General features: G+C 64.9%; 25 protein-coding genes, 1 pseudogene and 2 riboswitches. Of the genes and pseudogenes, 8 read left to right on the top strand and 18 right to left on the bottom strand.

From position 1 onward, the window contains the following. The 4 genes and pseudogenes from J5M71_RS16480 to J5M71_RS16465 form a co-directional block, all read right to left on the bottom strand. On the bottom strand, nucleotides 1-384 hold a 384-nt coding region (locus J5M71_RS16480; protein ID WP_207833879.1), incomplete at its 3' end, for a DUF2946 domain-containing protein. A gap of 59 nt (nucleotides 385-443) precedes the next feature. Beyond that, nucleotides 444-578: pseudogene (locus J5M71_RS16475) on the bottom strand (ParA family protein); the annotation flags it as partial. Nucleotides 579-809: 231 nt separating this feature from the next. After that, the gene (locus J5M71_RS16470) at nucleotides 810-2,381 is read right to left on the bottom strand and encodes a sensor domain-containing diguanylate cyclase (RefSeq protein ID WP_207833877.1); all 1,572 of its coding nucleotides are present in this window, start codon (nucleotides 2,379-2,381) and stop codon (nucleotides 810-812) included. A 78-nt stretch (nucleotides 2,382-2,459) separates the two neighbouring features. Further along, the gene (locus tag J5M71_RS16465) at nucleotides 2,460-2,939 is read right to left on the bottom strand and encodes a hypothetical protein (RefSeq protein WP_207833875.1); all 480 of its coding nucleotides are present in this window, start codon (nucleotides 2,937-2,939) and stop codon (nucleotides 2,460-2,462) included. A 188-nt stretch (nucleotides 2,940-3,127) separates the two neighbouring features. Between J5M71_RS16465 and J5M71_RS16460 the strand changes: the two genes are divergently transcribed. Continuing rightward, nucleotides 3,128-3,451: a hypothetical protein gene (locus J5M71_RS16460; RefSeq protein WP_207833873.1), complete on the top strand. Its 324-nt coding sequence runs from the start codon at nucleotides 3,128-3,130 to the stop codon at nucleotides 3,449-3,451. 53 nt (nucleotides 3,452-3,504) lie between these two features. On the opposite strand, the gene J5M71_RS16455 is transcribed toward J5M71_RS16460, so the two are convergent. The 9 genes from J5M71_RS16455 to lpxO form a co-directional block, all read right to left on the bottom strand. Next, complete coding sequence (locus tag J5M71_RS16455) at nucleotides 3,505-4,845, bottom strand: OprD family porin (RefSeq protein WP_207833865.1); 1,341 nt, start codon at nucleotides 4,843-4,845, stop codon at nucleotides 3,505-3,507. Nucleotides 4,846-4,861: 16 nt separating this feature from the next. Beyond that, a complete protein-coding gene (locus J5M71_RS16450) occupies nucleotides 4,862-5,650 on the bottom strand; it encodes an ABC transporter ATP-binding protein (RefSeq protein WP_207833863.1) in 789 nt (262 codons plus the stop codon). Beyond that, nucleotides 5,647-6,660: an iron ABC transporter permease gene (locus tag J5M71_RS16445; RefSeq protein WP_207833862.1), complete on the bottom strand. Its 1,014-nt coding sequence runs from the start codon at nucleotides 6,658-6,660 to the stop codon at nucleotides 5,647-5,649. Before J5M71_RS16445 ends, J5M71_RS16450 begins: the two co-directional genes overlap by 4 nt. Further along, complete coding sequence (locus tag J5M71_RS16440; protein ID WP_207833860.1) at nucleotides 6,660-7,670, bottom strand: ABC transporter substrate-binding protein; 1,011 nt, start codon at nucleotides 7,668-7,670, stop codon at nucleotides 6,660-6,662. The genes J5M71_RS16445 and J5M71_RS16440 overlap by 1 nt, the downstream gene beginning before the upstream one ends. Before the next feature lie 110 nt (nucleotides 7,671-7,780). Beyond that, nucleotides 7,781-7,978: riboswitch (cobalamin riboswitch) on the bottom strand. Between the two features lie 28 nt (nucleotides 7,979-8,006). Beyond that, a complete protein-coding gene (locus tag J5M71_RS16435) occupies nucleotides 8,007-9,173 on the bottom strand; it encodes a DUF1624 domain-containing protein (RefSeq protein ID WP_207833858.1) in 1,167 nt (388 codons plus the stop codon). A 202-nt stretch (nucleotides 9,174-9,375) separates the two neighbouring features. Continuing rightward, nucleotides 9,376-11,502 (bottom strand): TonB-dependent receptor, encoded by a 2,127-nt coding sequence (locus J5M71_RS16430; RefSeq protein ID WP_207833856.1) that lies wholly within the window; start codon nucleotides 11,500-11,502, stop codon nucleotides 9,376-9,378. 108 nt (nucleotides 11,503-11,610) lie between these two features. Next, a riboswitch (cobalamin riboswitch) is annotated at nucleotides 11,611-11,819 on the bottom strand. A gap of 174 nt (nucleotides 11,820-11,993) precedes the next feature. Beyond that, nucleotides 11,994-12,563 (bottom strand): GNAT family N-acetyltransferase, encoded by a 570-nt coding sequence (locus J5M71_RS16425; RefSeq protein WP_063915069.1) that lies wholly within the window; start codon nucleotides 12,561-12,563, stop codon nucleotides 11,994-11,996. Between the two features lie 78 nt (nucleotides 12,564-12,641). Then, the gene (locus tag J5M71_RS16420) at nucleotides 12,642-12,986 is read right to left on the bottom strand and encodes a carboxymuconolactone decarboxylase family protein (protein WP_013973174.1); all 345 of its coding nucleotides are present in this window, start codon (nucleotides 12,984-12,986) and stop codon (nucleotides 12,642-12,644) included. A 119-nt stretch (nucleotides 12,987-13,105) separates the two neighbouring features. Then, the gene (gene lpxO, locus J5M71_RS16415; RefSeq protein ID WP_063915068.1) at nucleotides 13,106-14,005 is read right to left on the bottom strand and encodes a lipid A hydroxylase LpxO; all 900 of its coding nucleotides are present in this window, start codon (nucleotides 14,003-14,005) and stop codon (nucleotides 13,106-13,108) included. Nucleotides 14,006-14,163: 158 nt separating this feature from the next. On the opposite strand from lpxO, the gene thpR reads away from it, so the two are divergent. Continuing rightward, nucleotides 14,164-14,709 carry an RNA 2',3'-cyclic phosphodiesterase gene (gene thpR, locus J5M71_RS16410; protein ID WP_207833854.1) on the top strand — a complete coding sequence of 182 codons (546 nt, stop codon included), beginning with the start codon at nucleotides 14,164-14,166 and terminating at the stop codon, nucleotides 14,707-14,709. A 1-nt stretch (nucleotide 14,710) separates the two neighbouring features. Here the strand turns inward: thpR and J5M71_RS16405 are convergent, their stop codons facing one another. Beyond that, on the bottom strand, nucleotides 14,711-15,307 hold the full coding sequence (locus J5M71_RS16405; protein ID WP_207833843.1) for an NAD(P)H-dependent oxidoreductase: 597 nt from the start codon (nucleotides 15,305-15,307) through the stop codon (nucleotides 14,711-14,713). Nucleotides 15,308-15,400: 93 nt separating this feature from the next. On the opposite strand from J5M71_RS16405, the gene J5M71_RS16400 reads away from it, so the two are divergent. Beyond that, nucleotides 15,401-15,997 carry a TetR/AcrR family transcriptional regulator gene (locus tag J5M71_RS16400; protein WP_207833842.1) on the top strand — a complete coding sequence of 199 codons (597 nt, stop codon included), beginning with the start codon at nucleotides 15,401-15,403 and terminating at the stop codon, nucleotides 15,995-15,997. Nucleotides 15,998-16,045: 48 nt separating this feature from the next. Here the strand turns inward: J5M71_RS16400 and J5M71_RS16395 are convergent, their stop codons facing one another. Continuing rightward, complete coding sequence (locus J5M71_RS16395; RefSeq protein WP_063915064.1) at nucleotides 16,046-16,951, bottom strand: AraC family transcriptional regulator; 906 nt, start codon at nucleotides 16,949-16,951, stop codon at nucleotides 16,046-16,048. Between the two features lie 180 nt (nucleotides 16,952-17,131). Between J5M71_RS16395 and calA the strand changes: the two genes are divergently transcribed. Then, nucleotides 17,132-18,184: a vanillin reductase gene (gene calA / locus J5M71_RS16390; RefSeq protein WP_207833840.1), complete on the top strand. Its 1,053-nt coding sequence runs from the start codon at nucleotides 17,132-17,134 to the stop codon at nucleotides 18,182-18,184. 139 nt (nucleotides 18,185-18,323) lie between these two features. Here the strand turns inward: calA and J5M71_RS16385 are convergent, their stop codons facing one another. Further along, nucleotides 18,324-19,640 (bottom strand): hypothetical protein, encoded by a 1,317-nt coding sequence (locus J5M71_RS16385; RefSeq protein WP_207833838.1) that lies wholly within the window; start codon nucleotides 19,638-19,640, stop codon nucleotides 18,324-18,326. A gap of 208 nt (nucleotides 19,641-19,848) precedes the next feature. Between J5M71_RS16385 and J5M71_RS16380 the strand changes: the two genes are divergently transcribed. Beyond that, nucleotides 19,849-21,063: a sugar transporter gene (locus J5M71_RS16380; RefSeq protein ID WP_207833836.1), complete on the top strand. Its 1,215-nt coding sequence runs from the start codon at nucleotides 19,849-19,851 to the stop codon at nucleotides 21,061-21,063. A gap of 93 nt (nucleotides 21,064-21,156) precedes the next feature. Here J5M71_RS16380 and J5M71_RS16375 read toward each other — a convergent pair whose 3' ends face one another. Continuing rightward, nucleotides 21,157-22,080, bottom strand: coding sequence for a LysR family transcriptional regulator (locus tag J5M71_RS16375; protein ID WP_207833828.1), 924 nt, complete (start codon nucleotides 22,078-22,080; stop codon nucleotides 21,157-21,159). Between the two features lie 103 nt (nucleotides 22,081-22,183). On the opposite strand from J5M71_RS16375, the gene nfsB reads away from it, so the two are divergent. The 3 genes from nfsB (at nucleotide 22,184) to J5M71_RS16360 (ending at nucleotide 23,820) form a co-directional block, all read left to right on the top strand. Next, complete coding sequence (gene nfsB / locus J5M71_RS16370; protein ID WP_063915060.1) at nucleotides 22,184-22,837, top strand: oxygen-insensitive NAD(P)H nitroreductase; 654 nt, start codon at nucleotides 22,184-22,186, stop codon at nucleotides 22,835-22,837. Between the two features lie 99 nt (nucleotides 22,838-22,936). Beyond that, nucleotides 22,937-23,386, top strand: a complete 450-nt coding sequence (locus tag J5M71_RS16365) for an antitoxin Xre/MbcA/ParS toxin-binding domain-containing protein (protein WP_063915059.1) — start codon at nucleotides 22,937-22,939, stop codon at nucleotides 23,384-23,386. Continuing rightward, a complete protein-coding gene (locus J5M71_RS16360; protein ID WP_063915058.1) occupies nucleotides 23,383-23,820 on the top strand; it encodes an RES family NAD+ phosphorylase in 438 nt (145 codons plus the stop codon). The genes J5M71_RS16365 and J5M71_RS16360 overlap by 4 nt, the downstream gene beginning before the upstream one ends. A gap of 7 nt (nucleotides 23,821-23,827) precedes the next feature. Here the strand turns inward: J5M71_RS16360 and J5M71_RS16355 are convergent, their stop codons facing one another. After that, the gene (locus J5M71_RS16355) at nucleotides 23,828-24,982 is read right to left on the bottom strand and encodes an aminotransferase class V-fold PLP-dependent enzyme (protein WP_207833826.1); all 1,155 of its coding nucleotides are present in this window, start codon (nucleotides 24,980-24,982) and stop codon (nucleotides 23,828-23,830) included. Between the last annotated feature and the right edge of the window lie 4 nt (nucleotides 24,983-24,986).

Below are 24,986 nucleotides of genomic sequence, written 5' to 3'. Positions count from 1 at the left end.
GAAAGAGGCGGGGGAGGCGCGGGGGTTGAGGGCGGGGCGTTGATAGCGTGGCGGCGGTTGCGCCCAGCTGCGCACCACGATGGGCGAGGTGGCCACGGCTTGCGCCGGGGTGAACGACCAGCCGCCGCTGCTGAGCGGCACGGCCAGGCTGAACGAGGAACACACCGGGCAGTCGAGCTGGGCCATGTGCTGGTCGCCGCCGGCGCCATCCAGGTCGATGGCTACACCGTGTTCGCTGTTGACCGAGCAGAAACCGCCTTCCAGGCCGGCCAGGCGCAAGCCACCCATCTGGCCGTGGTGCAGGCCGCACAGCACCAGGCTGAACAGGACGCTGGCGTAGAGCGTCCAGGCAGTCAGCGTGCGGGTGTGCCGGGTGGTTTTCATGGCGGCGAATCTATCATCCGGATGAACGCTCGGGTAGTGCTTCGGGCTCAAGATTTTTAGTAGGTGGCATTGGTCTGCGGGTCGAGGTCGACCAGCAAGGTCCGGTAGCCTTCGGCGGTACTGGCGGCGGCAAGGTTGCAGGCGATGCTGGACTTACCGACACCGCCCTTCTGATTGAAAACCACAGGACGCATGAGGCGTTCATCCATGACTGAAACGCGACAGTTTCATGACAAGGATTGTTACAGCCAGCTAAGTTCATTTCTTCATGTGGCAATGGGGCTGCCTTGAGCGGTGTAGTGTCTGTTCCGGCCCTTTCGCGGGTGAACCCGCTCCCACAGGTTATGCACCATCCTTAAGGGTGGCGGGGTACCTGTGGGAGCAGGTTTACCCGCGAAGATGCCAGAACAGGCAAGCAAGGGCGCTCAGGCAACGACTACTCGATTACGCCCCTGCTGCTTGGCCCGGTAAAGCGCCTGGTCAGCCTCGCTCAACGCATCCCCCGGCTCGCTATCGGCCTCGCCATCCCAACGCGCAACCCCTAGCGACACCGTCACCGCCCCCGCCGGCTCCACCGGGGTATCCTGCACCGTCACCCGCAGCCGTTCGGCCACCGCTGTTGCAACGTCCAGGCTGGCCCCTGGCAGCAGCATCAGGAACTCTTCGCCGCCGGTGCGGCACAGCAGGTCACCCTCGCGGCAGCAGCGGCGCATCAGCTCTGCGAGCCGGCGCAGCACCTGGTCACCTATTTCATGCCCGTGGCAGTCATTTACCCGCTTGAAATGGTCGATATCCAGCACGATGGCCGCAAATGCCCGACCCTCGGCTTCCAGCAACGACAGGCTGAACTCCAGGCTGCGGCGGTTGCCCAGGCCGGTCAGCGGGTCGGTCTGGGCGTCGCGGTTGAGCCGGCCAATACGTTCCTGCAGCAGGTTGAGCCCGAACAGCAGCGCGCGCTTGAGCTCGGCCGCTTCGAAGTACCAGGCTGGTACCCGATGCAGGCGCTCGGCAGTGCCGGCACGGTCCATCGAGCGGGCGCCGGCGGCAAGCTGCCACAGCGGCCGGGCGATGGTCATGGCCAGCCACCACAGCAGCAAGCTGCCCACCAGCGCCAACGGTACGGAGGTGCCGACCACGTTGAGGATCAGGTTGCTCAGTGGCGCCAACGTCTGAGTCAGCGGCTGCTGCGCCACCACGCCCCAACCGGTGCTGGGTACGGTGGCGAACCCGGCGAGCATTTCCACGCCGAGGCTGTTGGTCAGTTGCTGGGTACCGCTGCCCAGGGTCGTCAGCTGGTCGATCAATGCGTTGCCTTCAACCACCGTGCCCACGCGCTGGCTGTCGGGGTGGTACAGCAGACGGCGGTTGCGGTCGACCACGTACAGGTAGGAGCCGTCCTTGTAGAAGTGCTCGCCCAGCAGGCTGTTGAGGATGTTGTGTTTACGCAGGTACAGGCTGCCGCTGACATATCCCAGATAGCGGCCATTGCTGTCGAAAATGGGTTGCGACAGCGCCACCACCAGGTTATTGGCCGCCGTCACGTAAGGCGTCGACACCAGTGCTCGGCGCGCGTGCAGCGCCTCTTGAACGCCGGGCGACTGCATGTGCCTGCCGACCAGGTGCCGCAACGGGGCGGGGGAAATCGCCAGCAGCACCCCGTTGGCATCGATCACGAACGTGGAGTTGAAGGCCAGGCTCTGGCTCAGGACACGCTCGGTCTCTGCCTGCAGGGCAACGGCGTCACCGAACTGCCGGCCTTGCACGCCAGCGCTGAACGACAGTTGCTGTAAAGCGTTGCCGATAAAGGTCTCGGTGATGGTGGCCAGTTTCATCGCGTACACCCGGTTGGCTTCCAGGGCGTGGTCGATGAGCAGTTGGCGCTGCACCCGGTAGCTGGCGAAATAGCTGGCGCACAGCATGACCACGGCGGTAAGGGCGCAGAGCACCAGAATGAGTGTGCGTAAATCCAGGCGCAATCCGTGCTTGGTGTGTGGCAATCCTGACCTCGGGTGATCGAAAAACAGCTATGAAATGGGAATAACCTTACGCGTTATGGCCGCAGCGGGGAACCACGCTCAGGAGCCTGCCTTTTCCAGCGCGTCCAGTTCGTCTTCGACCTGTTGCATGCGCTGTTCGGCCAAGGCCTGCACCTTCGCGTCGCGGGCGGTCTCGCGCATCAGGGCGGTCAGCTTCTCGCTCAGGCGCTTGCCGGCCTCGGTGTCTTCCAGGGCACGGGCCTTGGCCGGGTCCTGGGTGGCCTCGACGATGGTGGCGAACTCGGCATCGCTGAAGTTCTTTTCGCTGTACAGCCGGAACAGGTCCTGGCGCTGGTCCTCGACGGTCAGGTACTTGCGTAGCACGCCCTGGATGGTCGCCTGCGACAGCTGCGGGTGTGTGCGGCCGAGCAGCGCTGCCATGCGCTCGATGTTGTGCGTGTAGGCATCCTGCAGCGGCAGCTGGGCCAGGATCTGTTCTTCACGGGAGGGTTGCTGGTCGCAGGCGGTGAGGGCGGCAGTCAGCAGCAGGGGCAACAGCAACTTCAGGAAGCGAGGCATGGCGTGGCCTGGTTGGGCAGTGAGTGCTGCCGATTATACCGATGTCGGCCGTTGTGGCTGCGCTGGCAGGTCAGAAAGTGCCTACAAAGATGCTGCTCAGCTAATCGACGCGTTCATTTCAAAACCTGCCCGGGTTGCTTACCTTCCGAGGTGCACGGATTTTTCAATGCACCCAAGGGAGATTCACGATGACGCACATGGCCCTGTACAAACTCAAACTGCTGGACGAGTTCGAAGACCGCAGAGACCTGTGGACCTTCGGTGATTTCGAGAACAGGTTGATGGACCTGTGGCGTGGAGCGACGCGGCATGACGCCAAAGGCATCATCCATGCGGCGCACAAGGAAAGGCGCTGGCCCAGGACCGTGAAGCGCTACCTGCTGACCAATTACCGGGTGTTTGGCAATGTCAGCTCAGAGCTGGAGCGGACCTTTGCCGAGGTGGTGGCGACGCTGAGTGCGCAGGAACGGGCGGAGTGGGGGTTGCAGCCTGTTGGCAGTTCGGTCGTCTGATCGGTTTTTGGGGCCGTCATGCGGCCCCAGGATCTTTCCGACCACGCGATACATCAGAACTCACCCCCCAACGGCCATTCCACCGCCAACCGTATCTGGTCCCCATCCAGCTCCGCCTGCGCCGTGTTGCCCCGATGCACGTCATGGCGCAGCGAAAACACGGTGCCCTTGGCCTTGCCACTCTGTACCACATACCGTGCCTCGAGGTCGCGCTCCCAATGTTTGCCCCCCTTGCCATACCCCAGGTACGCATACCCGCCTGCAGGGTCGACATGAGTGCCGTCGATATCGAACCCGCGCACGTACAATGCCGTCAGGTTCAACCCTGGCACGCCGTAGGCGCCCATGTTCAGGTCATAACGCGCCTGCCACGACTTCTCGTTCGGCGCGTTGAAGTCCGACATCTGCACCGCGTTGGCAATGAAGATCGCCCCCCGCGTCACGTAGTCGAATGGCGTGTTGCCGTCCACCTGCTGCCAGCCCAGGCTGAAGCCGTGCGGCCCGTGGTTGTAGCGTGAGACCAGGCTCCAGGTGGTGTTGTCGATGCGCCCGGACAGCGCCTTGCCGGTGTCGGTGGTGCGGTACAGGTTGAGGTCGAGGCTGAGGCTGCGGCGCTCATCCAGGGCATGGCTGAGGGTGCTGCCCAGGTAGTGCTGGTTCCAGCTGTCCTGGTAGCGGGAGGTGTACAGGCTGCCGCTGAAGGCGGCGCCGGGGTTCCACACCACGCCAGCCAGGTCGAAGCTGTTGCCCTGGCGGCCGTTGGAGTAGTTCACCACGAAGCCCTGGTCGTGGCTGGAAGCATTACGGTCGGTACTCTCGTTGAAGTGCCCGGCCACCAGCTTCAGGGTGTCGAATTCGTTGCTGGCAAGGAAGAAACCGGTGGCTGTCTCGGGTAGCAGGCGGCTGTCCGAAGAGCTGAACACCGGGGTCTTGACCCGTTGCTCACCGTAAGACAGCACGGTATTGGACATGCGCAGTTTCAGTGCCGCGCCGGCACGGCTGTATTCGTTTTTCGGGTGCCCCTCGTTATCCACCCCGAGCAAGCGCGCCTTGCCTGCGCGCCCGCCGCCGCTGTCAAGTTGCACACCCAGGTAGGCGTGGGCATCGACCCCGACACCGATCAGCCCCCGGGTGAAGCCGGACTGAAAGGTGCCCATCAGCCCATAGGCCCATTCCTCGGCCTTGCCGTTACGTTCACTGCGCGGCTTGTAGGCGTTGCGCGCGGCACTGTTGCGCCCGCCATGCTTGTAGTCGCGCTGGTCGAATACGCTGCGGTTGAGCAGGCTCCAGCGGCCATCCTCGACAAAGCCGTTGCTTTGCGACTGGGCGGATTCGGCCAGCGCGGCCGGTGCTAGCAGGGTGCCGGTGAGCAGCAGTGCGACAGGGCGCGGCATGGGCAAAGCTTCCTGTTCAGGAGGCGCGAAAACGCAAGATGCGTGCGCCGTCGAAGGGGTCGGTGAGGTAGTGGGCGTGCACGCCGAAAGTGCTTAGCAGGCGCTCGGGGTTGAGCACTTCGAGCGGTTTGCCGAGGGCGACCAGGCGGCCCTTGTCGAGCACCGCGACGCGGTCGCAGGTAAGTGCCTGGTTGAGGTCGTGCAAGGCCACCAGGGTGGTCACCGGCAGGGCTTGCACCTGTTGCAGCAGGCCCAGCTGGTGCTGGATATCGAGGTGGTTGGTCGGCTCGTCCAGCAGTAGCACCTGCGGCCGTTGCGCCAGGGCACGGGCGATGTGCACGCGTTGGCGCTCGCCACCGGACAGCGAGCCCCACAGGCGTGTGCGCAGGTGCAGGGCGTCGAGGTCGGCCAGGGCCTGTTCGACGATCGCGCGATCTTCCCGGGAGAACGGCGCCAGCGCCGACAGCCAAGGGGTGCGGCCCAAGGCAACGGCGTCGAACACGCTGATCGCATCGAGGGTATCGGCCTGCTGTTCGACCAGCGCCAAGGCCTGGGCGACGCGGCGGCGGGGCAATTGTGCCAGCGGCTCGCCCAGCAGCTGCACGCAGCCGCTGCCTGGCTTGCGCAGCCCGGCCAGCACCTTCAGTAGCGAAGACTTGCCGGAGCCGTTGGGGCCGACGATGCCGAGGGTTTCACCGGCGACAACGCTTAGTTCGATATCGCTGAGCACGCTATTGCCGGCCAGTTGCAGCCCCAGGCTCTGGCAACTCAAGGGGGCCATCGGTACAGCCGTCATGACCGTCATGGGCGCCCCCGGCGGATGACCAGAATCAGCGCGAAGACCGGTGCGCCGAGCAGCGCGGTGACCACGCCAACGGGGATCACCTGGCCAGGAATCAAGGTGCGCGACAGGATGTCGGCAGCAATCAGAAACAGTGCCCCGCCCAGGGCACTGGCAGGCAGCAGGCGGCTGTGCCCGGGGCCAAGCAGCAGGCGCAGGGCATGTGGAATCACCAGCCCGACAAAACCGATGGCGCCGACGATGGACACCATCACGGCGGTCACCAGTGCCGCGCAGCTGATCAACAGCAACTGGGTACGCCGTACCGGGATGCCCAGCGACGCCGCCGAGTCGGCACCGAAGGTGAAGGCATCCAGCGCACGGCGGTACCACAGGCACACCACCAGCCCGAACAGCGCCACTGGCACGGCCAGCCACACCGAAGGCCAACGCACGCCACTGAGGTTGCCCAGCAGCCAGAACAGGATGCCGCGCGCCTGCTCGGCGGTGGCCGACTTGGTGATGAGGAAGGCGGTGAGGGCGTTGAACAGTTGCGAGCCGGCGATCCCGGCGAGGATCACCTGGGCGTTGTTGCTGCCCGGGCCGGCTGCGCGGGCCAGCACCAGCACCAGGGCGAATGCTGCCAGGGCGCCGATGAAAGCGCCGCCGGACATGCTCAGCGCCAGGCTGCCCAGGCCCAGCAGGCCGACCAGCACCGCACCGGTCGAGGCGCCGGCAGACAACCCCAGCAGGTAAGGCTCGGCCAACGGGTTGCGCAACAATGCCTGGAGGATCACGCCGCAGATGGCCAGGCCGGCGCCGCAGGCCGCAGCGACCAGGGTGCGGGTCAGGCGGTAGTTCCAGATGATGCCGGCGTCGATCGGGTCGACCGGGTAGCCGGCCTGCCACAGGTGGTTGGCCAGCACCTGGCCGACCACGCCGGGTGACAGGTTGGTTTCGCCGATGGCGGTGCCGGCCAGCAAGGCCGCCAACAGGGCGACCAGGGCAACAGCGATGGGTAACAGGCGCATCATCACTGGGCTGCTTTGCCGCTGGCGAAGGCGGCGGCCAGCGTCTGCAGGCCGCTGAACAAGCGAATGCCGGCCTGCATGGCGTCGGCGTCGAGGATGATGATGCGGTCGTGCTTCACCGCATCCATGTTGCGCGTTACCGGGTCGCTGCGCAGGTATGCCAGCTTCTTCTGATAGTCGTCGGCGGGGTAGCGGCGGCGGTCCATGCGGGCGATGATCAGCCAGGTGGGGTTGGCCTTGGCCAGGGTTTCCCAGCCAACGGTCGGCCACTCTTCGCTGGACTCGACCACGTTGCGCACGCCGAGGGTGCGCAGCATGAAATCGGCGACCCCCTGGCGGCCTGCTACGTAGGGGTCGATGTGCAGGTCGGCGCTGGAGAACCAGAACAATGCCGAGGTGGTGGACAGATCCTTGCCGGCCAGTTGCGCCTTGGCGCTGTCCAGGCGGTTTCTGAGCTCGGCATTCAGGGCTGTGCCACGGTCCTGCACGTCGAAGATTTCCGCCAGCTGGCTGACGCTCTTGTAGATGCTTTCGACCTGGAACGCCTGCAGGCGGGTGCCGTCGGCGCCCACCAGGTTGTCCTTGCCTTCGCAGTCCGACGGCAGCAGGTAGGTGGGGATACTCAGTTCATCGAACTGCTCGCGGGTGCCGACCGCCCCCTGGGCACCGACCATCCATTCGAACTGCACCGTCACCAGTTGCGGGCGCTTGCCCACTACTGCCTCGAAGCTGGGCTCGTTGTCGGCCAGGCGCGGCACCTTGTCGTTCTGCACCTGGTACTCGGGCAGCACGTTGTTGAACCACAGCGAGGTGGCCGCCAGTTTGTCACCCAGCCCCAGCGCGTAGAGCATCTCGGTACCGGCCTGGCCAATGGTGACCGCGCGCTCCGGCGCCTGGGCGAAGGTTTGCGGTTTGCCGCAGTTGTCGACCGTCAGCGGGTAGTGGGTGGCAGCAGCCTGGGCCAGGCCGGTGAGGCCGAGGCCGGCGAGCAGGGTGGCAAAACGGGGCAGCATGCTGGGCGATCTCCTATCGGACAGTTCGGGTGAGGAACGCACGGACAGGCATCGCCGAGCCCCCGCTGGCGGCAGGGGCAACACTGATAGCCAATCCCGGACACCCCGCCGGTTGGTGAATGTAGGCCGGCAGGTCTCCTGACTGGTGCGTCATGGCCTGGCTCCGCCTTCCCGGGTTGGTGGCCCAGTGGCATCGATGGAGCAGGCTCGGCACCTACAGTTGCGGGGGCAGTTCCGTTTGGCCCGAATTGGCGGGCCTGGGATTCCCTATTGATTCCGTGGTGGAAACCGGCGGCCGGCATGGTAGACCATCGCGCCGCCGGGTGAAAACGCTTTTCAGAAGTACTTCAGCCAGGTGATGTCGCGCCGCCGCGCCTTCAGGCGGGCGAACCAGCGTACCGGCAGGTACAGCGAAACCGCCAGCAGCACCGCCCCCAGCCACACCGCGGCGATGCCGTCGAAGCCGAAGTAGTCGCCATGGTTGCGGCCGAACAGCGCCACGCTGGCCAGGTACAGCAGCTTCAGTACATACAGGTGCAGCAGGTAGAAGAACATGGGGGCTGCACCGAACACCGCCAGGGCGCTGATCCAGCGGGCCTGGCCGGCGCGTTCGAAAGCGCGCAGCAACAGCAGGCCACAGCCCAGGGTCAGGGCCAGGAACAGCAGCGACGGTGGGTACTTGGTGATGTTGAAGAAGCTCATCAGGGTTTGCGTGAGGGTTGGGTAAGCGCTCCACGGCGCCTCGCCGTAGCCGTTGAGCAGGCGCAGCACGACAAAGCCCGGCAGCGCGATCAACCCGGCCAGCAGCAGGCGATGCTGGCGCTGGCCGGCCTCGCTGCCACGGGCGAACCACGGGCCAAGGCCGTAGCCCAGGGCGATGACACCGATCCACGGCAGCACCGGGTAGGAGGTGCGCAGGCGCAGGCTTTCGGAGAACTCAAGCCAGCCCCGGTCATGCAGGATTGCCCATGGCACGTGCAGGGCGGATTCGGCGCCAAAGTGCAGGCCATCGAGCAGGTTGTGGCCGGCGATGATGATTGCGCCCAAGGCGATCAGGGCGGCACGTGGCAACCAGACCAGCAGCGACAGGGCGATCATGCTGACGCCGATGGCCCAGATTACCTGCAGGTAGATGACGCTGGGCGGCAGCTGGAAGGTCCAGGCGAAGTTGACCAGGGTGAATTCCAGCACCACCAGGAACAGCCCGCGCTTGAACAGGAACGCCGAGACATCGCCGCGGCCCTGGTGTTTCTCGCCGTACAGCCAGGCTGACAGGCCGGTCAGCATGACGAACACCGGCGCGCACAGGTGGGCCAGGGTGCGGCTGAGGAACAGCGAGGGCTCGGTGGTATCGATGGCCATCGGGTCGCTGACCTGGCGGTGCAGGAAGAAGGTTTCGCGGACGTGGTCCAGGAGCATGAACAGGATCACCAGACCGCGCAGGGCATCGATGCTCTGCAGGCGCTGGGTGAGCAGGGTGGGGGTGGCACTGGCGCTTGTCATGAAAGTTCGCTGGTAGGAATGGATGTCAAATGAAATGTTATCTTATAACTAAATAATCATGGATTGGTAGATTTTTTGTGCTGCCTGCACCGGCCTCTTCGCGGGTAAACCCGCTCCCACAGGTACGTTACAGGTTTCAAGGTCTGTGATGTCCCCGTGGGAGCGGGTTTACCCGCGAAGAGGCCGGTGCAGGCAGATAGGATCAGAAACTGTAATCCACCGTCGCAAAGTACGACCGTGGCATCCCCAACAGCCACTGCTGGCCACTGAACGCCGACTGCACATATTCACGGTCGAACAGGTTGTTCAGCTGCAACCCCAGCCGCACATCCGGCAATACCTGCCAGCCGATGTTGGCATCGACCACGGTGTAGCCGGGGGCACTCCGGGTGTTGGCGGTGTTGGCATAGCGCTCATCCACATGGCGCGCGCCAATGCCGGCCTCCACCCGCTGGCCGAAGCCTTTGCTCAGCCACAGGTTGGCGGTACGCCGCGGGATATTGGCCGGGCGATTGCCCGCACGGTCCTGTGCCACGCCGCCGACCACTTCGTCGAATTCGTCGTACCTGGCGCGCACCACCGACGCGTTGGCCGACACCTGCCACTGGTGCGCCAGCGCCAGTTCCAGGGTTGCCTCCAGGCCGTCGGATGTCTGCTGACCAGCCTGTTGCTTCTCGTGGGTGACCGGGTCATCCACCAGCAGCTTCTTCTTGACGATGTGGTAGGCCGCCAACGTCCATTCGCCACGCCCTTCCCAGAAGCGCTGCTTGAGGCCCACCTCGGTCTGCCTGGCTTCGGTCAGGTCGTAGTGCATCTGGTTGGCGCTGAGGCTGATGAGGTTGTCGACCCCGTCCTCGCTGGTGGAGTACTGGCCATACAGCGACAGGTCGTCGCTGACCGCAAACACCAGCCCGGCACGCCAGTTGCCACCTTGCAGGCTGCGGTCGCTGCGGCTGTCGACGGTCAGTTTTTCCTGAACGATGTGGTTCTGGTCGCGGCGCACGCCGGTAACCAGCGACAGGCGATCGCTCAGCTGCAGGCGGTTTTCCGCGAACAGGGCAAAGGTGTGCGTGGTGGACAAGGTTTGCGGGCGCAACGGCGAGGCGCTGTGGAACCAACCCGGTTGCGGCTGCCACGGGTCGACGTAGTCGCCGCCCACATCGTTGTAGGGCGCGTTGCTGTCGACGTTGAAACGGACCTTGTTGTACTCGGCACCGACCATGGTCTTGCTGGTCAGGCCGAACAGCGTGTGGTCGAGGGTGAAGGTCTGGCGGTCGCCGAACTGTTCCTGGTTGTGCTTGATTTCCAGGTAGCTGCCGCGCAGCAGCTGCTGGCGCTCGGCGTCCCAGCTGTAGTCCTCGGCGTTGCGCCAGTGCCGGCGGCTTTTGATGTAGTACAGCTGGTTGCTGGCGCTGAGATGGTCGTTCAACGTCCAGTCAGTGTTCAGGCGGGTCCATTCATCGACGTAATGCTGCACGTCGTTCTGCACGTTGTAGTTCTTGTTGCGCAGGCTGCTGCGGTAGTGACCGTCGATCAGCGGGGTGCCGTAGTAGTTGGCAGGCTCCGCATCGCCGCGGTCGTGGGCGAGGGTGAAGCTGAGGTCGTCGCTGGCATCGAAGCGCAGCGCGGCGCTCAGCGCCAGGCTACGTGAAGGGGTGCGGTCGACCCAACCGTTACCGGCTTGCTGGTTCAGGACCAGGCGGTAGCTCAGGCGCTCGCCGAGGCTGCCGCCGCTGTCCAGGCCAAGCTGCTGGCGGTCCCACGAACCGTAGCCCAGGCGCAGGTGGTTGCGTACCTCGCCGGCAAACGGCTTTTTCGGGATCACGTTGACCACCGCACCGGTGGCGCCTTCGCCATACAGCACCGAGGCCGGGCCGCGAATCACATCGATGCGCTCGACCATCCACGGGTCGACCGGGAACGTCTGGGTACCGGCACCGGTGTACAGGCGTGCGCCGTCGAACAAGGTCATCACCGAGCTGTGGCCGGCAAAGCCGCGGGCGGAAAGGCCCGTGCCGCCGTCGCCCGGGGAGCCGACGTAGCTGATACCCGGCGAGCGGGTCACTGCATCCTGCACGGTGAGGTTGTTGCGCTGCTGGATCTGCTCGGCGCTGATGCTGCTGGTACTGGCCGGTGTTTCCAGGGCGCTGAGGCCCAGGCGCGAGCCAGCCTGGGTCGGGGTGGCCAGGTCGATGGCGTGGCTGCCCTGGGTGTCGGTGATGGTCGTGGAGGGCAGGGCCAGGGGCTGTCGGTCAAGGTCGTCGGCCAGGGCCGGCAGGGAAACGGCCAGGCAGGCCGCCAGGGGGTGAAGCTTTAACATACGGGACATGTCGTTCCACTGCTGCAGGAATGAATGGATCCCGGTGGAAAACACGCAAAGGCGCACCGTGCCCACAGGTGCGCGCACGGATACCGGCCTGCGCCCGCCCACCGCGGGTTGCCAAGTGAAGCTCCAGGCCGGTCTCCGGGCTTGCGAGGGGCATGAAACCTTCACCTTCCCATGCAGGTGCACAGTGGTATCTCGAAGGGTTCGCTCGCTTACCGTTGCGGGGGCAGCGCCGGACTTGTCGTGGGCAACACGACGCACCGGCTTCCCGTTTCACCCTGCGCGCGGCGGCGCAGGGCACCTGAAACTGGCGGGCATCTGACCATTGAAACGTGGGGGCGTCAAATCTGGTGTGATCATTGGGAGGAGTTGTAGGCAGGCCTGGCCTCTTCGCGGGTAAACCCGCTCCCACAAGTAAAACACCGGCCCAGAAGCCCGTGATATCCCTGTGGGAGCGGGTTTACCCGCGAAGAGGCCAGGCCTGCGAGAGAAGATCAGCGCCCGCGCCGCCGCGATACCCGCGCCTCGATATTCTTGCGCCCGATCAGCAGCGGTGGCTTCTCCACCACTGGCTCATCCGCCAGCCACTTGTACATCACCAGGCAGTCCACCAGCCCCAGGCGGGCGTGGCGATAGGCCTTGGGCAAGCGGCCAACGGTTTCGAAGCCCAGCTTGTGCCACAACGCCACAGCCACCTCATTGGTGGCCACCACCGAGTTGAACTGCAGGGCCAGAAAGCCCTCCTGGCGCGCCTGTTTCTGTGAGTGCTCGCACATCAGCCGCGCCACGCCCCGGCCGCGTGCCGACTCACAGACCATGTAGCCGCAATTACCCACGTGCCCACCAGGCCCGGCGGCGTTGGCCTTGAGGTAATACGAACCCAGCAGCTCGCCGTCTTCTTCGGCCACCAGCGTGCGCATGGGCAGCTCCAGCCACAGCTGGCGGGCCTGGTCGAAGCTCAAGGCTGGGTCGAATGCGTAGGTTTCACGGGCCTGGACAACGGCCTGGAAGGTGGGCCAGAAGCGTTCGAAGTCTTCCGGCGTCATGGGGCGGATGTGGATCATGCGGGTTCCTGCAAGGGCTGGGCCGCCCAGTCTGGGTGGCGCGGCGCCGTCGCGCAAGGGCGGCGACGCCAATTGCACTCAGCCGTTGGCCTTGCCCACCGCATCCATGGCCCGTGCCGAGTAGACCAGCGCGGCTCCGGCGTTCATCGCCACGGCAACGCCAAGCGCTTCGGCGATTTCCTCACGGCTGGCGCCGTGCTTGACGGCTTGCTGCGAGTGCACGGCGATGCAGCCGTCGCAGCGGGTGGTCACGGCCACGGCGAGGGAGATCAGCTCGCGGGTCTTGGCGTCCAGGTGGTTGGTCTTGGCCCCTGCGCCGCTGGCGGTCATGTAGCCGGCAACGGTATCAGGGGAAAGCTGCTTGAGATCGCCGATGCCGGCCATCAACTGCTTACGGTAGGCGTCCCAGTCCATCATGCTCATCGTCTTCACCTTGGGGAGGTTGCGAGTGGAGCTTTCAGGCTAGTCGAAGAGTGGGATGTGTGAGACTCGTACTTTGGTTGGTTGCGCGCAGGCCTTTGGGCTGCGCGCTCCCGCACCGGTCAGATGTAGATGAACACCAGCACCAACGCCGCAACGAATGCCCACTTCTCCAGGTAGTAGCGCGTGCGGTTGCGCTTCTTCAGCGCCTTGCCACGTTCGCGGATCTTGTAGATGCGGGTGAACAGCCGGTTGATGCCACCGGTCTTGTCGCCGGCATCGTTGGGTGCCGCGGCGGCGGCCATGACGTTGCGGCTGAACCAGCGGTTGAACGCGGTTGCCCAGCGGTACTTGAGCGGGCGTTCCACGTCGCAGAACAGGATGATGCGGTTGTGCTCGGTGGTGTTGGCCGCGTAGTGGATGTAGGTCTCGTCGAAGACCACGCCCTCGCCATCGCGCCAGGAGTACTTCTCACCGTCCACGTCGATGTAGCAACCGTCGTCGTTCGGCGTGTCCAGGCCCAGGTGGTAGCGGTAGGAGCCGGCATACGGGTCACGATGGCGCACCAGCTTGGCGCCTGGCGGCAGGGTGGCGAACATGGCGGCCTTGACTGTGCCGATGCCTTTGAGCAACTCGGTGGTGCGTGGGCACAGGGTCATCGCCGACGGGTGGCTTTCGCCGTACCACTTCAGGTAGAAGCGCTTCCAGCCGGTCTTGAAGAATGAGTTGAAACCGACATCATCGTAATTGTCGGACTTCTTGATTTCGCCCACATGCAGCAGCTGGCGGGCCTCTTCGCGGATTTCCTGCCAGTGGTCCTGCAGTGTCTGCAGCTCGGGGAAGGCCTCCACCGGCAGGTAAGGCTTGGCCGGATGCCTGGAAAACAGGTACAGGAAGCTGTTGACCGGTGCCAGGAAGCTGGAGTGGTCGCCCAGCTGACGGGTCAGCTTGTGGCGAACCCGACCGCGCAGGTGAACATAGGCGATCGAGAGGACGAAGATGAGTACGAGAGCAATTTTCATGGACGTTTACTTGTCGAAAAATGGCCATGCGCCATGGCATGAGCCCGCCAGCATAAACAATCATGGGGGTAGTTTGTACTTATTGTTACGCAATGACGGGGCGACTTAGGTTTAATGCCCTGCAGCCTTGCGCAAACGTTTCATGTTCAGGAGTTCGTATGATTCAGGACGTACGCCCCAGCGGTACCCCCTTCAAGCGGCTGTTCTTCGCCTTGCCGGTCAGCGATGCCCAGCGCCGCGCGCTGGCTCAGTGGCGACGTGACTTGAGCCTGCGCAGCGGCAAGCCGGTGCCGGCCGCCAACTTCCATGTAACACTGCTGTTCCTCGGCGATGTGGATACCGCCCAGGTGCCTGCAATTTGTGCGGCAGTCGACCAGCTGGCGCTACCGGCCACGGCACCACGGCTGTTACTGGACCGCTTGCAGGTATGGCAGCGGGCCAGCGCCCTGGTGCTGGAGGCGCAGCAGACGCCAGCGGCCCTGTTGCAACTGGTTTACAGCTTGCAGCAGGCACTGCTGCCGTTGGGGGTGGAAGCGGCCGACCGTGAGTATCGCCCGCACCTGACGCTGGCCAGGGATTACCGCGGCCAGCCGCCAGAGGCCAGCAGCGCGCCGGATTTCTACCTCGCCGCCCGCCATTTCACACTGTACGAGTCGCGCAAGGGCGCTTACTGGCCGTTGGCGCAGTGGCCGCTGTCGAGCTGATTCAGGCCGTGGCCTCGCAGTCTGCGAACATCCGCTCACCCAGCCTGCGTGCCGTGTGCAGGTGCGGTGCCGGGTCCGCGTCTTCGCTTTCGTCAAGCAGGGTGGAACTGAGTACCTCGGCGCCGCAGTAGTCGAAAATGCCGTGCTCGATCTGCACGCGCATCGCCTCGCCATAGCCATGCCGTTCGAAGGTGCCGCCATCGGCACCGGCGACACCGACCAGGTGCACCTTCATGCCGCGCAGCTTCTTGACGGTGATCCCCCCTTCATAGTCGAACGCCCAGCCATTGCTGAACACCCGCTCGACCCAGCCTTTGAGCAAGGCCGGCAGCGACCACCAATAGATGGGGTAGACCAGCACCAGCGTATCGGCGCGCTCGATGCGTGCCTGCTCCTTGAGTACATCCGCCGGCGGGGCTGCGAGCCGGCGGTGCACCGCATGGTCGGCCAGGCCGAAACGCGGGTCGAAACCTTCACTGGCCAGGTCGGCGATTTCGCTGCCGTGGCCGGCGTTGGCCAGGCCGTTGGCGATCTGCCGGGCCAGGGCATGGGTGAGGGATTGCGGGTCGTGATGGCCGACGACGATCAGGGCGTGCATGGTGGTCTCTCCAAGACAGGGATGCAGGATTACCCGGAGCGCTATATACTCAAGGTAAGTTACGTTTGGTAAGTTACTTTTGGTAGGTTATAGATGTCAAGCGATGATCAAGCCCACTCGCGCAAGCGCCTGAGCCGCGACGAGCGCCGTCGGCAGTTGCTCGATGTGGCCTGGCAATTGGTGCGGGAGGAGGGCACCGATGCCCTGAGCCTCGGCCGTTTGGCCGAGCAGGCGGGGGTGACGAAGCCGGTGGTGTACGACCACTTCGAGACCCGCACCGGGCTGCTGGTGGCGCTGTATCAGCAATACGACGCACGCCAGACGCGAATGCTGGAGCAGGCGCTGGTGCGCTGTGATGCCAGCCTGGCCAGCCGCGCCGGGGTAATTGCCGAGGCCTACGTGGACTGTGTGATGAGCCAGGGGCGTGAAATACCGGGAGTGTCGGCGGCATTGGCCGGCTCGCCGGAAATGGAAGCGCTCAAGCGGGCGTATGAGCAGCCGTTTCTGGACAAGTGCCGCGAGGCGTTGGTCGGGTTTTCGCCCAGTGGCAACATTGGGCTGGCGGGCATGCGCCTGATGGTGGGGGCGGCGGATGCCTTGTCGCAGGCAGCTGCGGCGGGGGAGCTGGACGCCGGGCAGGCCAAGGCCGAATTGCAGGCAGCAATAGTGGCGATGGTCGAGCGGCAATGAAGCCTTGAGAGTGCCCGGGCTGCTCTGCAGCCCATCGCCGGCAGGCGATCACACCGGCAGGCTCTGATGCGGCAACTCATCCCCCGGGCTGCGGGCGAACTGACGCTTGTACTCGCGGCTGAACTGCGAGGTGCTCTGGTACCCCACCCGGTGCGCGACCTGCGCCACCCCCAGGCCTTCGCCGATCAGCATTTGCTGGGCTTTCAGCAGCCGCAGGCGCTTGAGGTACTGCATCGGTGCCATGTCGGTGCAGCGCTTGAAGTGCTCGTGGAAGGTCGAAACGCTCATGTTGGCGCGCGCGGCCAGCGCTTCCACGCTCAGCGGCTCGGTGTAGTGCTCGCGCAGGTGGGCAAGGGCGGCGCCGATGCGGGCGAAGTGCCCCTGTTGCTCCACCAATGCCCGCAACACGCCGGCCTGTGGGCCGCGCAGGGCGGTGTACAGCACTTCGCGTACCCGCGCCGGGCCCAGCACCTTGGCGTCCATTGGGTCCTGCAGGCAGCGCAGCAGCCGTTCCACGCATTCGCGCATCGGAGCATCGAGTGCCGCCGAGGTCATCGACTGCGGGGTTTGCGCCTGCACCGCGGCATCCGGCGCCAAGGCCATGCTTTGCACCAGTTCACCCAGCACGCCGCGGTCGATGTCCACCGCCACGCCCAGCAACGGCGCTTCGGGGGTGGCGAAGGTTTCGCACATGAACGGCACCGACAATGCCTGCACCAGGTAATGCCCGGCACCGTACTCCAGGGTACGCGGCCCCAGGCGCGCCAGCTTGCTGCCCTGGGCCAGGATCATCAGGCTGGGTTCGTAGATCTGCGGGCTGCTGGCCACATAGTGCTCCCAGCTCAGCACCTGCACCTGGGGCAGGTGCGTGGGCACGAAGCCCGGGCGCGTGGCGAGGCTGCGGATCAGTGCGCAAAGCGGCGCATTGGCGTCGACATGGCGGGTCAGTTGCATGATGGACCTGGGCAGAGAATCGGACAGTCTAATCATCGCAGAATGACGGCCCGGCGCCAGGCACTGCATGGCATCTTCGGAGAATCAGGCATGGATGCCGGAGAATCAGCTGTGGGCGAGGCGGCGCATGGCGCGCAGAATGCGCCGCCTGAATCGTTTCACTTCTTAGCGAGGCCCTGCATGTACACCGCCATCGGTTACGCCGCCCAGACCCCTACCAGCCCCTTGACCCCCATGACCTTCGAGCGCCGCAGCCCGCGCCCGGACGACGTCGCCATCGAGATCCTGTACTGCGGTGTGTGCCACTCCGACATCCACCAGGCGCGCAACGAATGGGGCATTGCCGTGTACCCCCTGATGCCTGGCCACGAGATCATCGGCCGGGTCACCGCAGTGGGCGACAAAGTGACCGCGCACAAAGTCGGCGACCTGGTCGGCGTGGGCTGCATGGTCGATTCGTGCCGCCACTGCGAAGCCTGTGCCAAGGACCTGGAGCAATACTGCCTGGAAGGGCCGACCATGACCTATGCCACCCCGGACCGGGTCGACGGCAGCAACACCATGGGCGGTTACTCCAGCAGCATCGTGGTCAGCGAGCACTTCGTGGTGCGCATTCCGGCCGGCATGGACCTGCCCAGCGCCGCGCCGATCCTCTGCGCCGGCATCACCACCTATTCGCCGCTCAAGCACCACGGTGTCGGCCCCGGTCACAAGATCGGCATCCTTGGCATGGGCGGCCTGGGCCACATGGGTATCAAGCTGGCCAAGGCCCTGGGCGCCGAAGTGACCCTGTTCACCCGCTCCCAGGCCAAGGCCGAGGAAGCCCGCCGCCAGGGTGCCGACCATGTGATCGTGTCTACCGATGCCGAGCAGATGCGCGCTGCGGCGGGTCGCTTCGACTTCCTGCTCGACACCATCCCGGTGCAGCACGACCTCAATCCGTACCTGGAAACCCTCAAGTTCGATGGCGTGCACATCCTGGTCGGCCTGATCGAGCCGATCGACCCGGCGGTGCATGCGGCCAATCTGGTGATGAAGCGTCGGGTGCTGGCGGGGTCGTTGATCGGTGGTATTGCCCAGACACAGGAAGTGCTGGACTTCTGTGCCGAGCACGCCATTCGTTGTGATATCGAGCTGCTGGATATTCGCAACATCAACCAGGCGTATGAGCGGATGATTGCCGGGGATGTGAAGTACCGGTTCGTGATCGATATGGCCACTTTGCAGGGCTGACTGATGGGTTGCCTGTGCTGGCCTCTTCGCGGGTGAACCCGCTCCCACTGGTAAATCACAGCTTCCGAAGTCTGTGCAGTACCTGTGGGAGCGGGCGAGCCCGCGAAGAGGCCGAGACAGGTAATGAATACTGGATCTGTTACCAGGCCAATGCCCTGTCCCAGCCTTTCCAGAACAACCACCGCCGTACCTCGCCATGTGCCCCGGTACCGATCTGCCAGGCCGGCCGCCCGCTGTCCAGGGCAATCACCGAAACAAACCCGGCATGGCTCGCCGCCACCAGCGTACGCCCGTCGGCACTGATATCCAGCGCACTGATGGTCGACCCCAGGTAATGCTGCCAATGCTCCACGCCATCTTCGCCAAACGCCCGCAGGTAACCATAGGCATCCCCCACGATATATTCGCCGTCGCGTGCCACACCGGCATACACCCGCGCGCCATCCTGCACCAGCGGGGTGCGCGGGTCCTGGCTGTAGTAATCGGTATCCAGCCCCGGCAAGTCGGCCACCCTGACTGCCAGCGTGGCGCCACTGTAGAAATGGCAGGCATTGAGTATCAACTGGTCTCCCGCGCGGTTGAACAGCGCGAAGTGCGGGTACTCGCTGGCCGGGCCGATTGCTGCCACGGGCCTGAGCTGCTCGTCCAGCACCAGGTGACGGCTGCCTTGCTCGCCGACCACGATCAACTGGCCATCTGCCGACACCGCACCGTGCTCCATGCTCAGCCCCAGGTAGATGTCGTCCGGGTCGGTGCCTTCGTCCAGCTCGTCGAGCACCCGCGCCTGGTGTGGCAGCAGGCGGGTCGCGCCGTGGCGGGTCAGCAGGAAGATACCCTCGGCACTCACCAGCAGCACACGCTGGCCATCCGGGAAGGGGATCAGCGCGGTCGGCGTGGGCGGCAGGTCGAACGGCTCGAACGGGTAACCCGGCGGCAACCCCTCCAGCCCCGTGGGCCAGGCCAGGCGCAGCACTTGCGGGCCGCCCCAGCCATCGGTCACGCGCACGCCCTCGGCATTGGCCAGGGCGAAGTAGCGGCGGGCCGGGCAGCGGCCGAAATGATCGACGCCGATCACCGGGGTCACCCCGTGACGGTCGATGCGCACCACCTGGCCTTTGTCATGCGGCATGCCGATACGTGCCAGCAGGCTGCCGTCGTCCAGCAGCAGGACGTTGCAGATGCCTTGTCCGTTCTCCTTGATCAGCGCCAGCAATGGGTGGTGGGCGGGCGGCCAGGCTTCGCGGAAGGCTTGCTGCTCGAAGGCTTCGACACCAGGCCGGTTGGCGGCTTGCAGGGCTTCGAGCCAGGCATCGAGCAAGTGTTCGGTGGCTTGCGGCAGGGGTTCTTCGAGGTCATCCCAGCCTTGCGCGCGGCCCTGCGCGACATAGTCGTTGACAGCCTGGGCGTAGGCGGTGACCGCCTGCTGCCACTGCTGCTGTGGGGGCTGCTGGTCCATGAGCGGATCGGGCTCCTTGTTGCTGCATACGCGTTTCATACAAAGCGCGCATGGTACTCCTTCTACCCGCCTCGCGGTTGTGAGGCCCCGGCGTGACGCGTACCATGCCGGCATTCCTTCCAATAACAAAGCGTGCGTCGACACCCCGGCAAGCGGGTGGCTGGCGTGCGTCCTGTTGCCTTGTCTGCGGAGAACCGGTTTCCACCCCATGAACGGACCCACACCTACCAACATGCCCCCCACGGCGGGTAGCGGCAGCTGGCTGAGCGTCATTGCTCTGGCCCTGGCGGCCTTTATCTTCAACACTACCGAGTTCGTCCCGGTGGCGCTGCTCAGCGACATTGGCCGCAGCTTCGACATGAGTACTGCCCAGGTCGGCCTGATGCTGACCATCTATGCCTGGGTGGTGGCGCTGGCCTCGCTGCCGATGATGCTGCTGACCCGCAACATCGAGCGGCGGCGCCTGTTGCTGTTCGTGTTCCTGGTGTTCATCGTCAGCCACTTGCTGTCGTGGTTGTCACAGAGCTTTGCCATGTTGCTGGTCAGCCGCATCGGCATTGCCCTGGCACATGCGGTGTTCTGGGCCATCACTGCCTCCCTGGCGGTGCGCGTGGCACCGCCAGGCCAGCAGGCCAAGGCGCTGGGCCTGCTGGCCACCGGCACCACCCTGGCCATGGTCCTGGGCATCCCGTTGGGCCGTGTGGTGGGCGAAGCGCTGGGCTGGCGCATCACCTTCCTGAGCATTGCCGGGGTGGCGCTGGCGACCATGCTGTGCCTGATGAAGTCGCTGCCGCTGCTGCCCAGCCAGAACTCGGGCTCGCTGCGCAGCCTGCCGGTCCTGTTCAAGCGCCCGGCGCTGGTGATCACCTATGTGCTGGTAACGCTGGTGATTACCGCACAGTTCACCGCCTACAGCTACATCGAGCCGTTCGCCCTGCACGTGGCGCAGATCGGCGGTGAGCGCACCACGCTGTTGCTGCTGCTGTTCGGCGGTGCCGGGGTGTTCGGCTCGTTGCTGTTCAGCCGTTACAGCGAGCGCTTTCCGCATGGCTTCCTGGTGGGTTCGATCGGCCTGCTGGCGGCATGCCTGTTGCTGCTGTTGCCGCTGTCGGGCAACTTCCATGTGTTCGCCGCGTTGAGCATGTTCTGGGGGGTGGCGATCCTCAGTTTCAGCCTGTCCTTGCAGTCCAAGACCCTGAAACTGGCATCCGATGCCACCGATGTGGCCATGGCGCTGTTCTCGGGTATCTACAACATCGGTATCGGCGGCGGCGCGTTGCTGGGCAGTATCGTCAGCAGCCAGCTGGACGTGGCGGATATCGGCCTGGTGGGCGGTAGCGTGGCGGTGGTCGGGTTGCTGCTGGCCGTTGTCAGCACCCGGCGGTTCCGCGAGGCGCTGGGCGGGGTGCCTGGGCATTCCTGAATGACCGTGCCGGTTTTTTCGCGGGCACGCCCGCGAAGAGACCGGTACTGGCAATAGAAGGCTCAAACCAGTACTGCAGCCCATGCCCGCTGTTCAGTCTGGAACGATTGTGCAGCCGTTGGTCAGCGCCCGGTTGCGCAGTGCCTCGAAGCGTTCGCGCAGCCACAGGTGCAGTTGTGCCACTGCGGGCGTGAGTTGCTTGCGGTGCGGGCACACCAGGGTGACCGGGGCGGGTTCACCGAGGTATTCGGGCAGGACGATTTCCAGTTCGCCGGCCACGATGTTGGCGCTTACGTCCAGCCACGACTTGTAGACGATACCTTCACCCTGCAAGGCCAGGCGGCGGATCACGTCGGCATCGTCGCTGACCAGCGGCCCGCGCACCTGCACGGTACGGTTGCCCACCCGCCATTTGTCATAGACCCGGTTGTGCTGCATGTACAGCAGGCAGGCGTGCTGCTGCAGGGCGTCGGGCGTGAGCGGGTGGCCGTGGCGGGCCAGGTAGTCGGGCGCGGCGACCAGCACCCGGCGGTTCCAGTCGGCCAGCGGCAGGGCAATGTAGTTGGCGTCCTGGTTGAGGCCATAGCGGATCGCTACGTCCACCGGGTCGCGGTTGAGGTCGGCGATCTGGTCGGACAGGAAGAAACGCAGGTGCAGGGCCGGGTGTTCGCGGCGGAAGGCGCTCAGCCAGGGCAGCAGCATGTTGCGGCCCAGGTCGGACGGTGCCGACACTTGCAGGGTGCCGCGCAGGGAGCTGGGGTTGCCATGCAGGTCCTCACGGCCCTGGCGCAGGCTCTCCAGCACATTCAGGGCGGTCGGCAGGTACAACTCGCCTTCAGCGGTCAGGCGCAGGCTGCGGGTGGTGCGGGCGAACAGGCGCACGTCGAGTTCGCGCTCCAGGCGCTTGATCGCGGCGGCAACCTGGCCCGGCAGCAGCTGTGCCTCGTGAGCGGCGGCGGTAAAGCTGCCCAGCACGCTGCTGCGGACGAACAGTTCGAGGTCGGCGATGCGCAGCATTTTCACTCCTGGGATGAAAGTGTTGCTGCATTGTGCCGGTTTTTCTTTTCTGCAGGAAAGATAAGATGCCCGGCAAATCCCCCGTTCATTCCCGGAGTTTTGCATGGATACCGTCTCGCTGGCCAAGCGCCGCTACACCACCAAAGCCTACGATGCCTCGCGCCGTATTCCCCAGGCCACTGTCGATGCCCTGCTCGAGCAACTGCGCCACAGTCCGTCCTCGGTCAACTCGCAGCCGTGGCATTTCATCGTTGCCGACAGTGCCGAAGGCAAGGCCCGCCTGGCCAAGAGCACCGCAGAGCGCTATGCCTACAATTCGCCGAAGATCCTCGATGCCTCGCATGTGATCGTGTTCTGCACCCGTACCGAGATGAGCGAAGCGCACCTGAATGCCGTGCTCGACCAGGAAGCTGCCGATGGCCGCTTCCGTGATGAGCAGGCGCGTGCCGCGCAGAACCAGAGCCGCCGGCACTACGTCGACCTGCACCGCTTTGACCAGAAAGACGTGCAGCACTGGATGGAAAAGCAGACCTACCTGGCGTTGGGTACTGCCTTGCTGGGGGCTGCTGCACATGGGCTGGATGCCACGCCGATCGAGGGCTTCGACAGCAAGATTCTCGATGCCGAACTGGGCCTGCGCGAACGTGGCTTCACCAGCGTGGTGGTTCTCAGCCTGGGCTATCGCAGCGAGACGGACTTCAATGCCGGGCTGAACAAGTCGCGGTTGCCGGCTTCGCAGGTGTTCACCTTCCTGTGAGATTGGGGGGGGCCGCTCTGCGGCCCCATCTTCCCGGTCGGCTTGCAAAATCCGGCATATGCCGCATACTTCTCGGTAAACGCCGGAAGGGAGAGCGCCATGCTTGCCGAAGTGCTTCGCGACAACGGTTACCACGAGTACCGGGCGCGCCTGCATGCACTGCTGGAAATCCCCGAACTCGCCAGTGATTTCGAAATCCACACCCGCATCACCCATGGCTTTGCCGCCACCTGGCTGGTGAAACTGACCGAACTCGGTGTGTTCACCCCCGTGGAGCGTGACCAGATCATTCCCCTGCGTACCCTGAAATCCCGCATCGAACGCGACCAGCCACTGACCGTGGAAGAAAGCGACCGGCTGTTCCGCTCGGCCCATATCACCGCCATGGCCGAAGCCGTCTTCGGCGAAGCGGGCAAGGCCAAGCGCTGGCTGTCCAAGCCCAAGGAGCGCTTCTCGGGGCTGACCCCCATGCAGATGCTCACCACCCAGCAAGGCACCACCCAGGTCGAAGAGATGTTGCTGCAGATCGCCGAGGGTTTTGGCCTGTGATTCTGTGGCGCATCAGCGCCTATGCAGATTTGAGCGGAACGGGCGGCTTGCGTATCAGCGGCCGCTGGCACCAGGCGGGCCGGCCAGTGGTGTATGCCGCCACCAGTCCGGCCGGGGCGATGCTCGAGGTGCTGGTGCACCTGGAGATCGACCCTGAGGATTTCCCCTCCACCATGAGGCTGCTTCGCATCGAATTGCCCGATACCGTTTCGCAAGCGCAGTTGCCCGTATTGCAGCCTGGCTGGTCGAGCCAGACCGAACTGACCCGGGGCCTGGGCAACCGCTTTCTGGATGAGTGTTCGGCATTGCTGCTGCCGGTGCCGAGCGCGATCATGCCCAGCACCACCAATTACCTGTTCAACCCGCGCCATCCACAGGCAAACAGCGCCAGGCTCGAGGTCGAGGACTTCACTCCGGACAGCCGGCTTTTCTAGGGCAGCTTCACCAAAGCGCTGCTGATGCCGCTGTCAGCACCCGGCCAAACACTTCTAGCGCCTTGTCCACTTCAGCCTCGTTGCTGAAACGCCCGATGCTCAGGCGCACGCTGTTGCGTGCCTGGCGCTCATCCAGCCCCAACGCCAGCAGCACATGCGAGGCTGCATTGCTCGCCGAGTTGCAGGCCGAGGTAGTCGACAACGCCAGCTCGCTGGCCAGCGCCGCACTGTTGAAGCCCTTGTTGTCGATACACAGGTTCAGCGTGTGGGGAATGCGCTGGTTGGCGCAGCCGTTGAGGGTGACGCCGGGCAGGGCCAGCAGGCCTTCGCGCAGGCGCCTGGCCAGTTGCTCAAGGCGCAGGTGTTCGCTGTCGCCGGGCTGGCCGGCCAAGGCAAAGGCGCTGCCCATGCCGGCAATCTGGTGGGTCGCCAGGGTGCCGGAACGCAGGCCCTGCTCATGGCCGCCACCGTGCATCTGCGCGCGCATCAGCGTACGGGCGCGCGGCCCGACGTAGAGTGCACCGATGCCCTTGGGGCCATACACCTTGTGCGCCGAGAACGACATCAGGTCCACGGCCATTACGCTCAGGTCGATGGCCAGTTTGCCCACCGCCTGCGCCGCATCCACGTGCAGCAGGGCACCGTGGGCACGCACCTGTTCGCCAATTGCGGCAAAGTCGGTGATCGTACCCAGTTCATTGTTGACCGCCATCAGCGACACCAGGCGGGTGTCGGTGCGTAACGCTGCCTGCACCGCTGCGGGCTGAATCAGGCCGGCGGCATCCGGTGTCAGGCGGGTAATGGCCCAGCCCTGGCGCTCCAGTTCGGCCACGGTGTCGAGCACGGCCTTGTGTTCCAGCTGGCTGGTGATCAGGTGCCCGGGCTGGCCGAGGCCTTGGGCAATGCCCTTGAGCGCCAGGTTATTGGACTCGGTTGCACCCGAGGTCCAGACCAGTGCATCGGCCTGTGCGCCGACCCGTTCGGCCACTTGCTGGCGGGCTTGCTCCACGGCGCGGCGCGCGGCCTGGCCGAAGGCATGGCCACTGGACGCCGGGTTGCCGAAGTTGGCCTGGCTGCCAAGGCTGGCGAGCATGGTTTCGATGACCCGGTCGTCGACCGGAGTGGTGGCGGCGTAATCGAAGTAGAGCGGGGCGCTAGGCATTGGG

The sequence above is a fragment of the Pseudomonas sp. 43(2021) genome, from assembly GCF_017490805.1.
Classification (GTDB): Bacteria; Pseudomonadota; Gammaproteobacteria; order Pseudomonadales; family Pseudomonadaceae; genus Aquipseudomonas.
This window is presented reverse-complemented; position numbering and strand designations above follow the sequence as displayed.

What these genes read in the sequence shown, in the direction of transcription:
- J5M71_RS16465 (WP_207833875.1), bottom strand. Translation starts at nt 2,939, where the DNA reads ATGCCTCGCTTCCTGAAGTTGCTGTTGCCCCTGCTGCTGACTGCCGCC.
- J5M71_RS16460 (WP_207833873.1), top strand. Translation starts at nt 3,128, where the DNA reads ATGACGCACATGGCCCTGTACAAACTCAAACTGCTGGACGAGTTCGAA.
- J5M71_RS16455 (WP_207833865.1), bottom strand. Translation starts at nt 4,845, where the DNA reads ATGCCGCGCCCTGTCGCACTGCTGCTCACCGGCACCCTGCTAGCACCG.
- J5M71_RS16450 (WP_207833863.1), bottom strand. Translation starts at nt 5,650, where the DNA reads ATGACGGTCATGACGGCTGTACCGATGGCCCCCTTGAGTTGCCAGAGC.
- J5M71_RS16445 (WP_207833862.1), bottom strand. Translation starts at nt 6,660, where the DNA reads ATGATGCGCCTGTTACCCATCGCTGTTGCCCTGGTCGCCCTGTTGGCG.
- J5M71_RS16440 (WP_207833860.1), bottom strand. Translation starts at nt 7,670, where the DNA reads ATGCTGCCCCGTTTTGCCACCCTGCTCGCCGGCCTCGGCCTCACCGGC.
- J5M71_RS16435 (WP_207833858.1), bottom strand. Translation starts at nt 9,173, where the DNA reads ATGACAAGCGCCAGTGCCACCCCCACCCTGCTCACCCAGCGCCTGCAG.
- J5M71_RS16430 (WP_207833856.1), bottom strand. Translation starts at nt 11,502, where the DNA reads ATGTCCCGTATGTTAAAGCTTCACCCCCTGGCGGCCTGCCTGGCCGTT.
- J5M71_RS16425 (WP_063915069.1), bottom strand. Translation starts at nt 12,563, where the DNA reads ATGATCCACATCCGCCCCATGACGCCGGAAGACTTCGAACGCTTCTGG.
- J5M71_RS16420 (WP_013973174.1), bottom strand. Translation starts at nt 12,986, where the DNA reads ATGAGCATGATGGACTGGGACGCCTACCGTAAGCAGTTGATGGCCGGC.
- lpxO (WP_063915068.1), bottom strand. Translation starts at nt 14,005, where the DNA reads ATGAAAATTGCTCTCGTACTCATCTTCGTCCTCTCGATCGCCTATGTT.
- thpR (WP_207833854.1), top strand. Translation starts at nt 14,164, where the DNA reads ATGATTCAGGACGTACGCCCCAGCGGTACCCCCTTCAAGCGGCTGTTC.
- J5M71_RS16405 (WP_207833843.1), bottom strand. Translation starts at nt 15,307, where the DNA reads ATGCACGCCCTGATCGTCGTCGGCCATCACGACCCGCAATCCCTCACC.
- J5M71_RS16400 (WP_207833842.1), top strand. Translation starts at nt 15,401, where the DNA reads ATGTCAAGCGATGATCAAGCCCACTCGCGCAAGCGCCTGAGCCGCGAC.
- J5M71_RS16395 (WP_063915064.1), bottom strand. Translation starts at nt 16,951, where the DNA reads ATGCAACTGACCCGCCATGTCGACGCCAATGCGCCGCTTTGCGCACTG.
- calA (WP_207833840.1), top strand. Translation starts at nt 17,132, where the DNA reads ATGTACACCGCCATCGGTTACGCCGCCCAGACCCCTACCAGCCCCTTG.
- J5M71_RS16385 (WP_207833838.1), bottom strand. Translation starts at nt 19,640, where the DNA reads ATGGACCAGCAGCCCCCACAGCAGCAGTGGCAGCAGGCGGTCACCGCC.
- J5M71_RS16380 (WP_207833836.1), top strand. Translation starts at nt 19,849, where the DNA reads ATGAACGGACCCACACCTACCAACATGCCCCCCACGGCGGGTAGCGGC.
- J5M71_RS16375 (WP_207833828.1), bottom strand. Translation starts at nt 22,080, where the DNA reads ATGCTGCGCATCGCCGACCTCGAACTGTTCGTCCGCAGCAGCGTGCTG.
- nfsB (WP_063915060.1), top strand. Translation starts at nt 22,184, where the DNA reads ATGGATACCGTCTCGCTGGCCAAGCGCCGCTACACCACCAAAGCCTAC.
- J5M71_RS16365 (WP_063915059.1), top strand. Translation starts at nt 22,937, where the DNA reads ATGCTTGCCGAAGTGCTTCGCGACAACGGTTACCACGAGTACCGGGCG.
- J5M71_RS16355 (WP_207833826.1), bottom strand. Translation starts at nt 24,982, where the DNA reads ATGCCTAGCGCCCCGCTCTACTTCGATTACGCCGCCACCACTCCGGTC.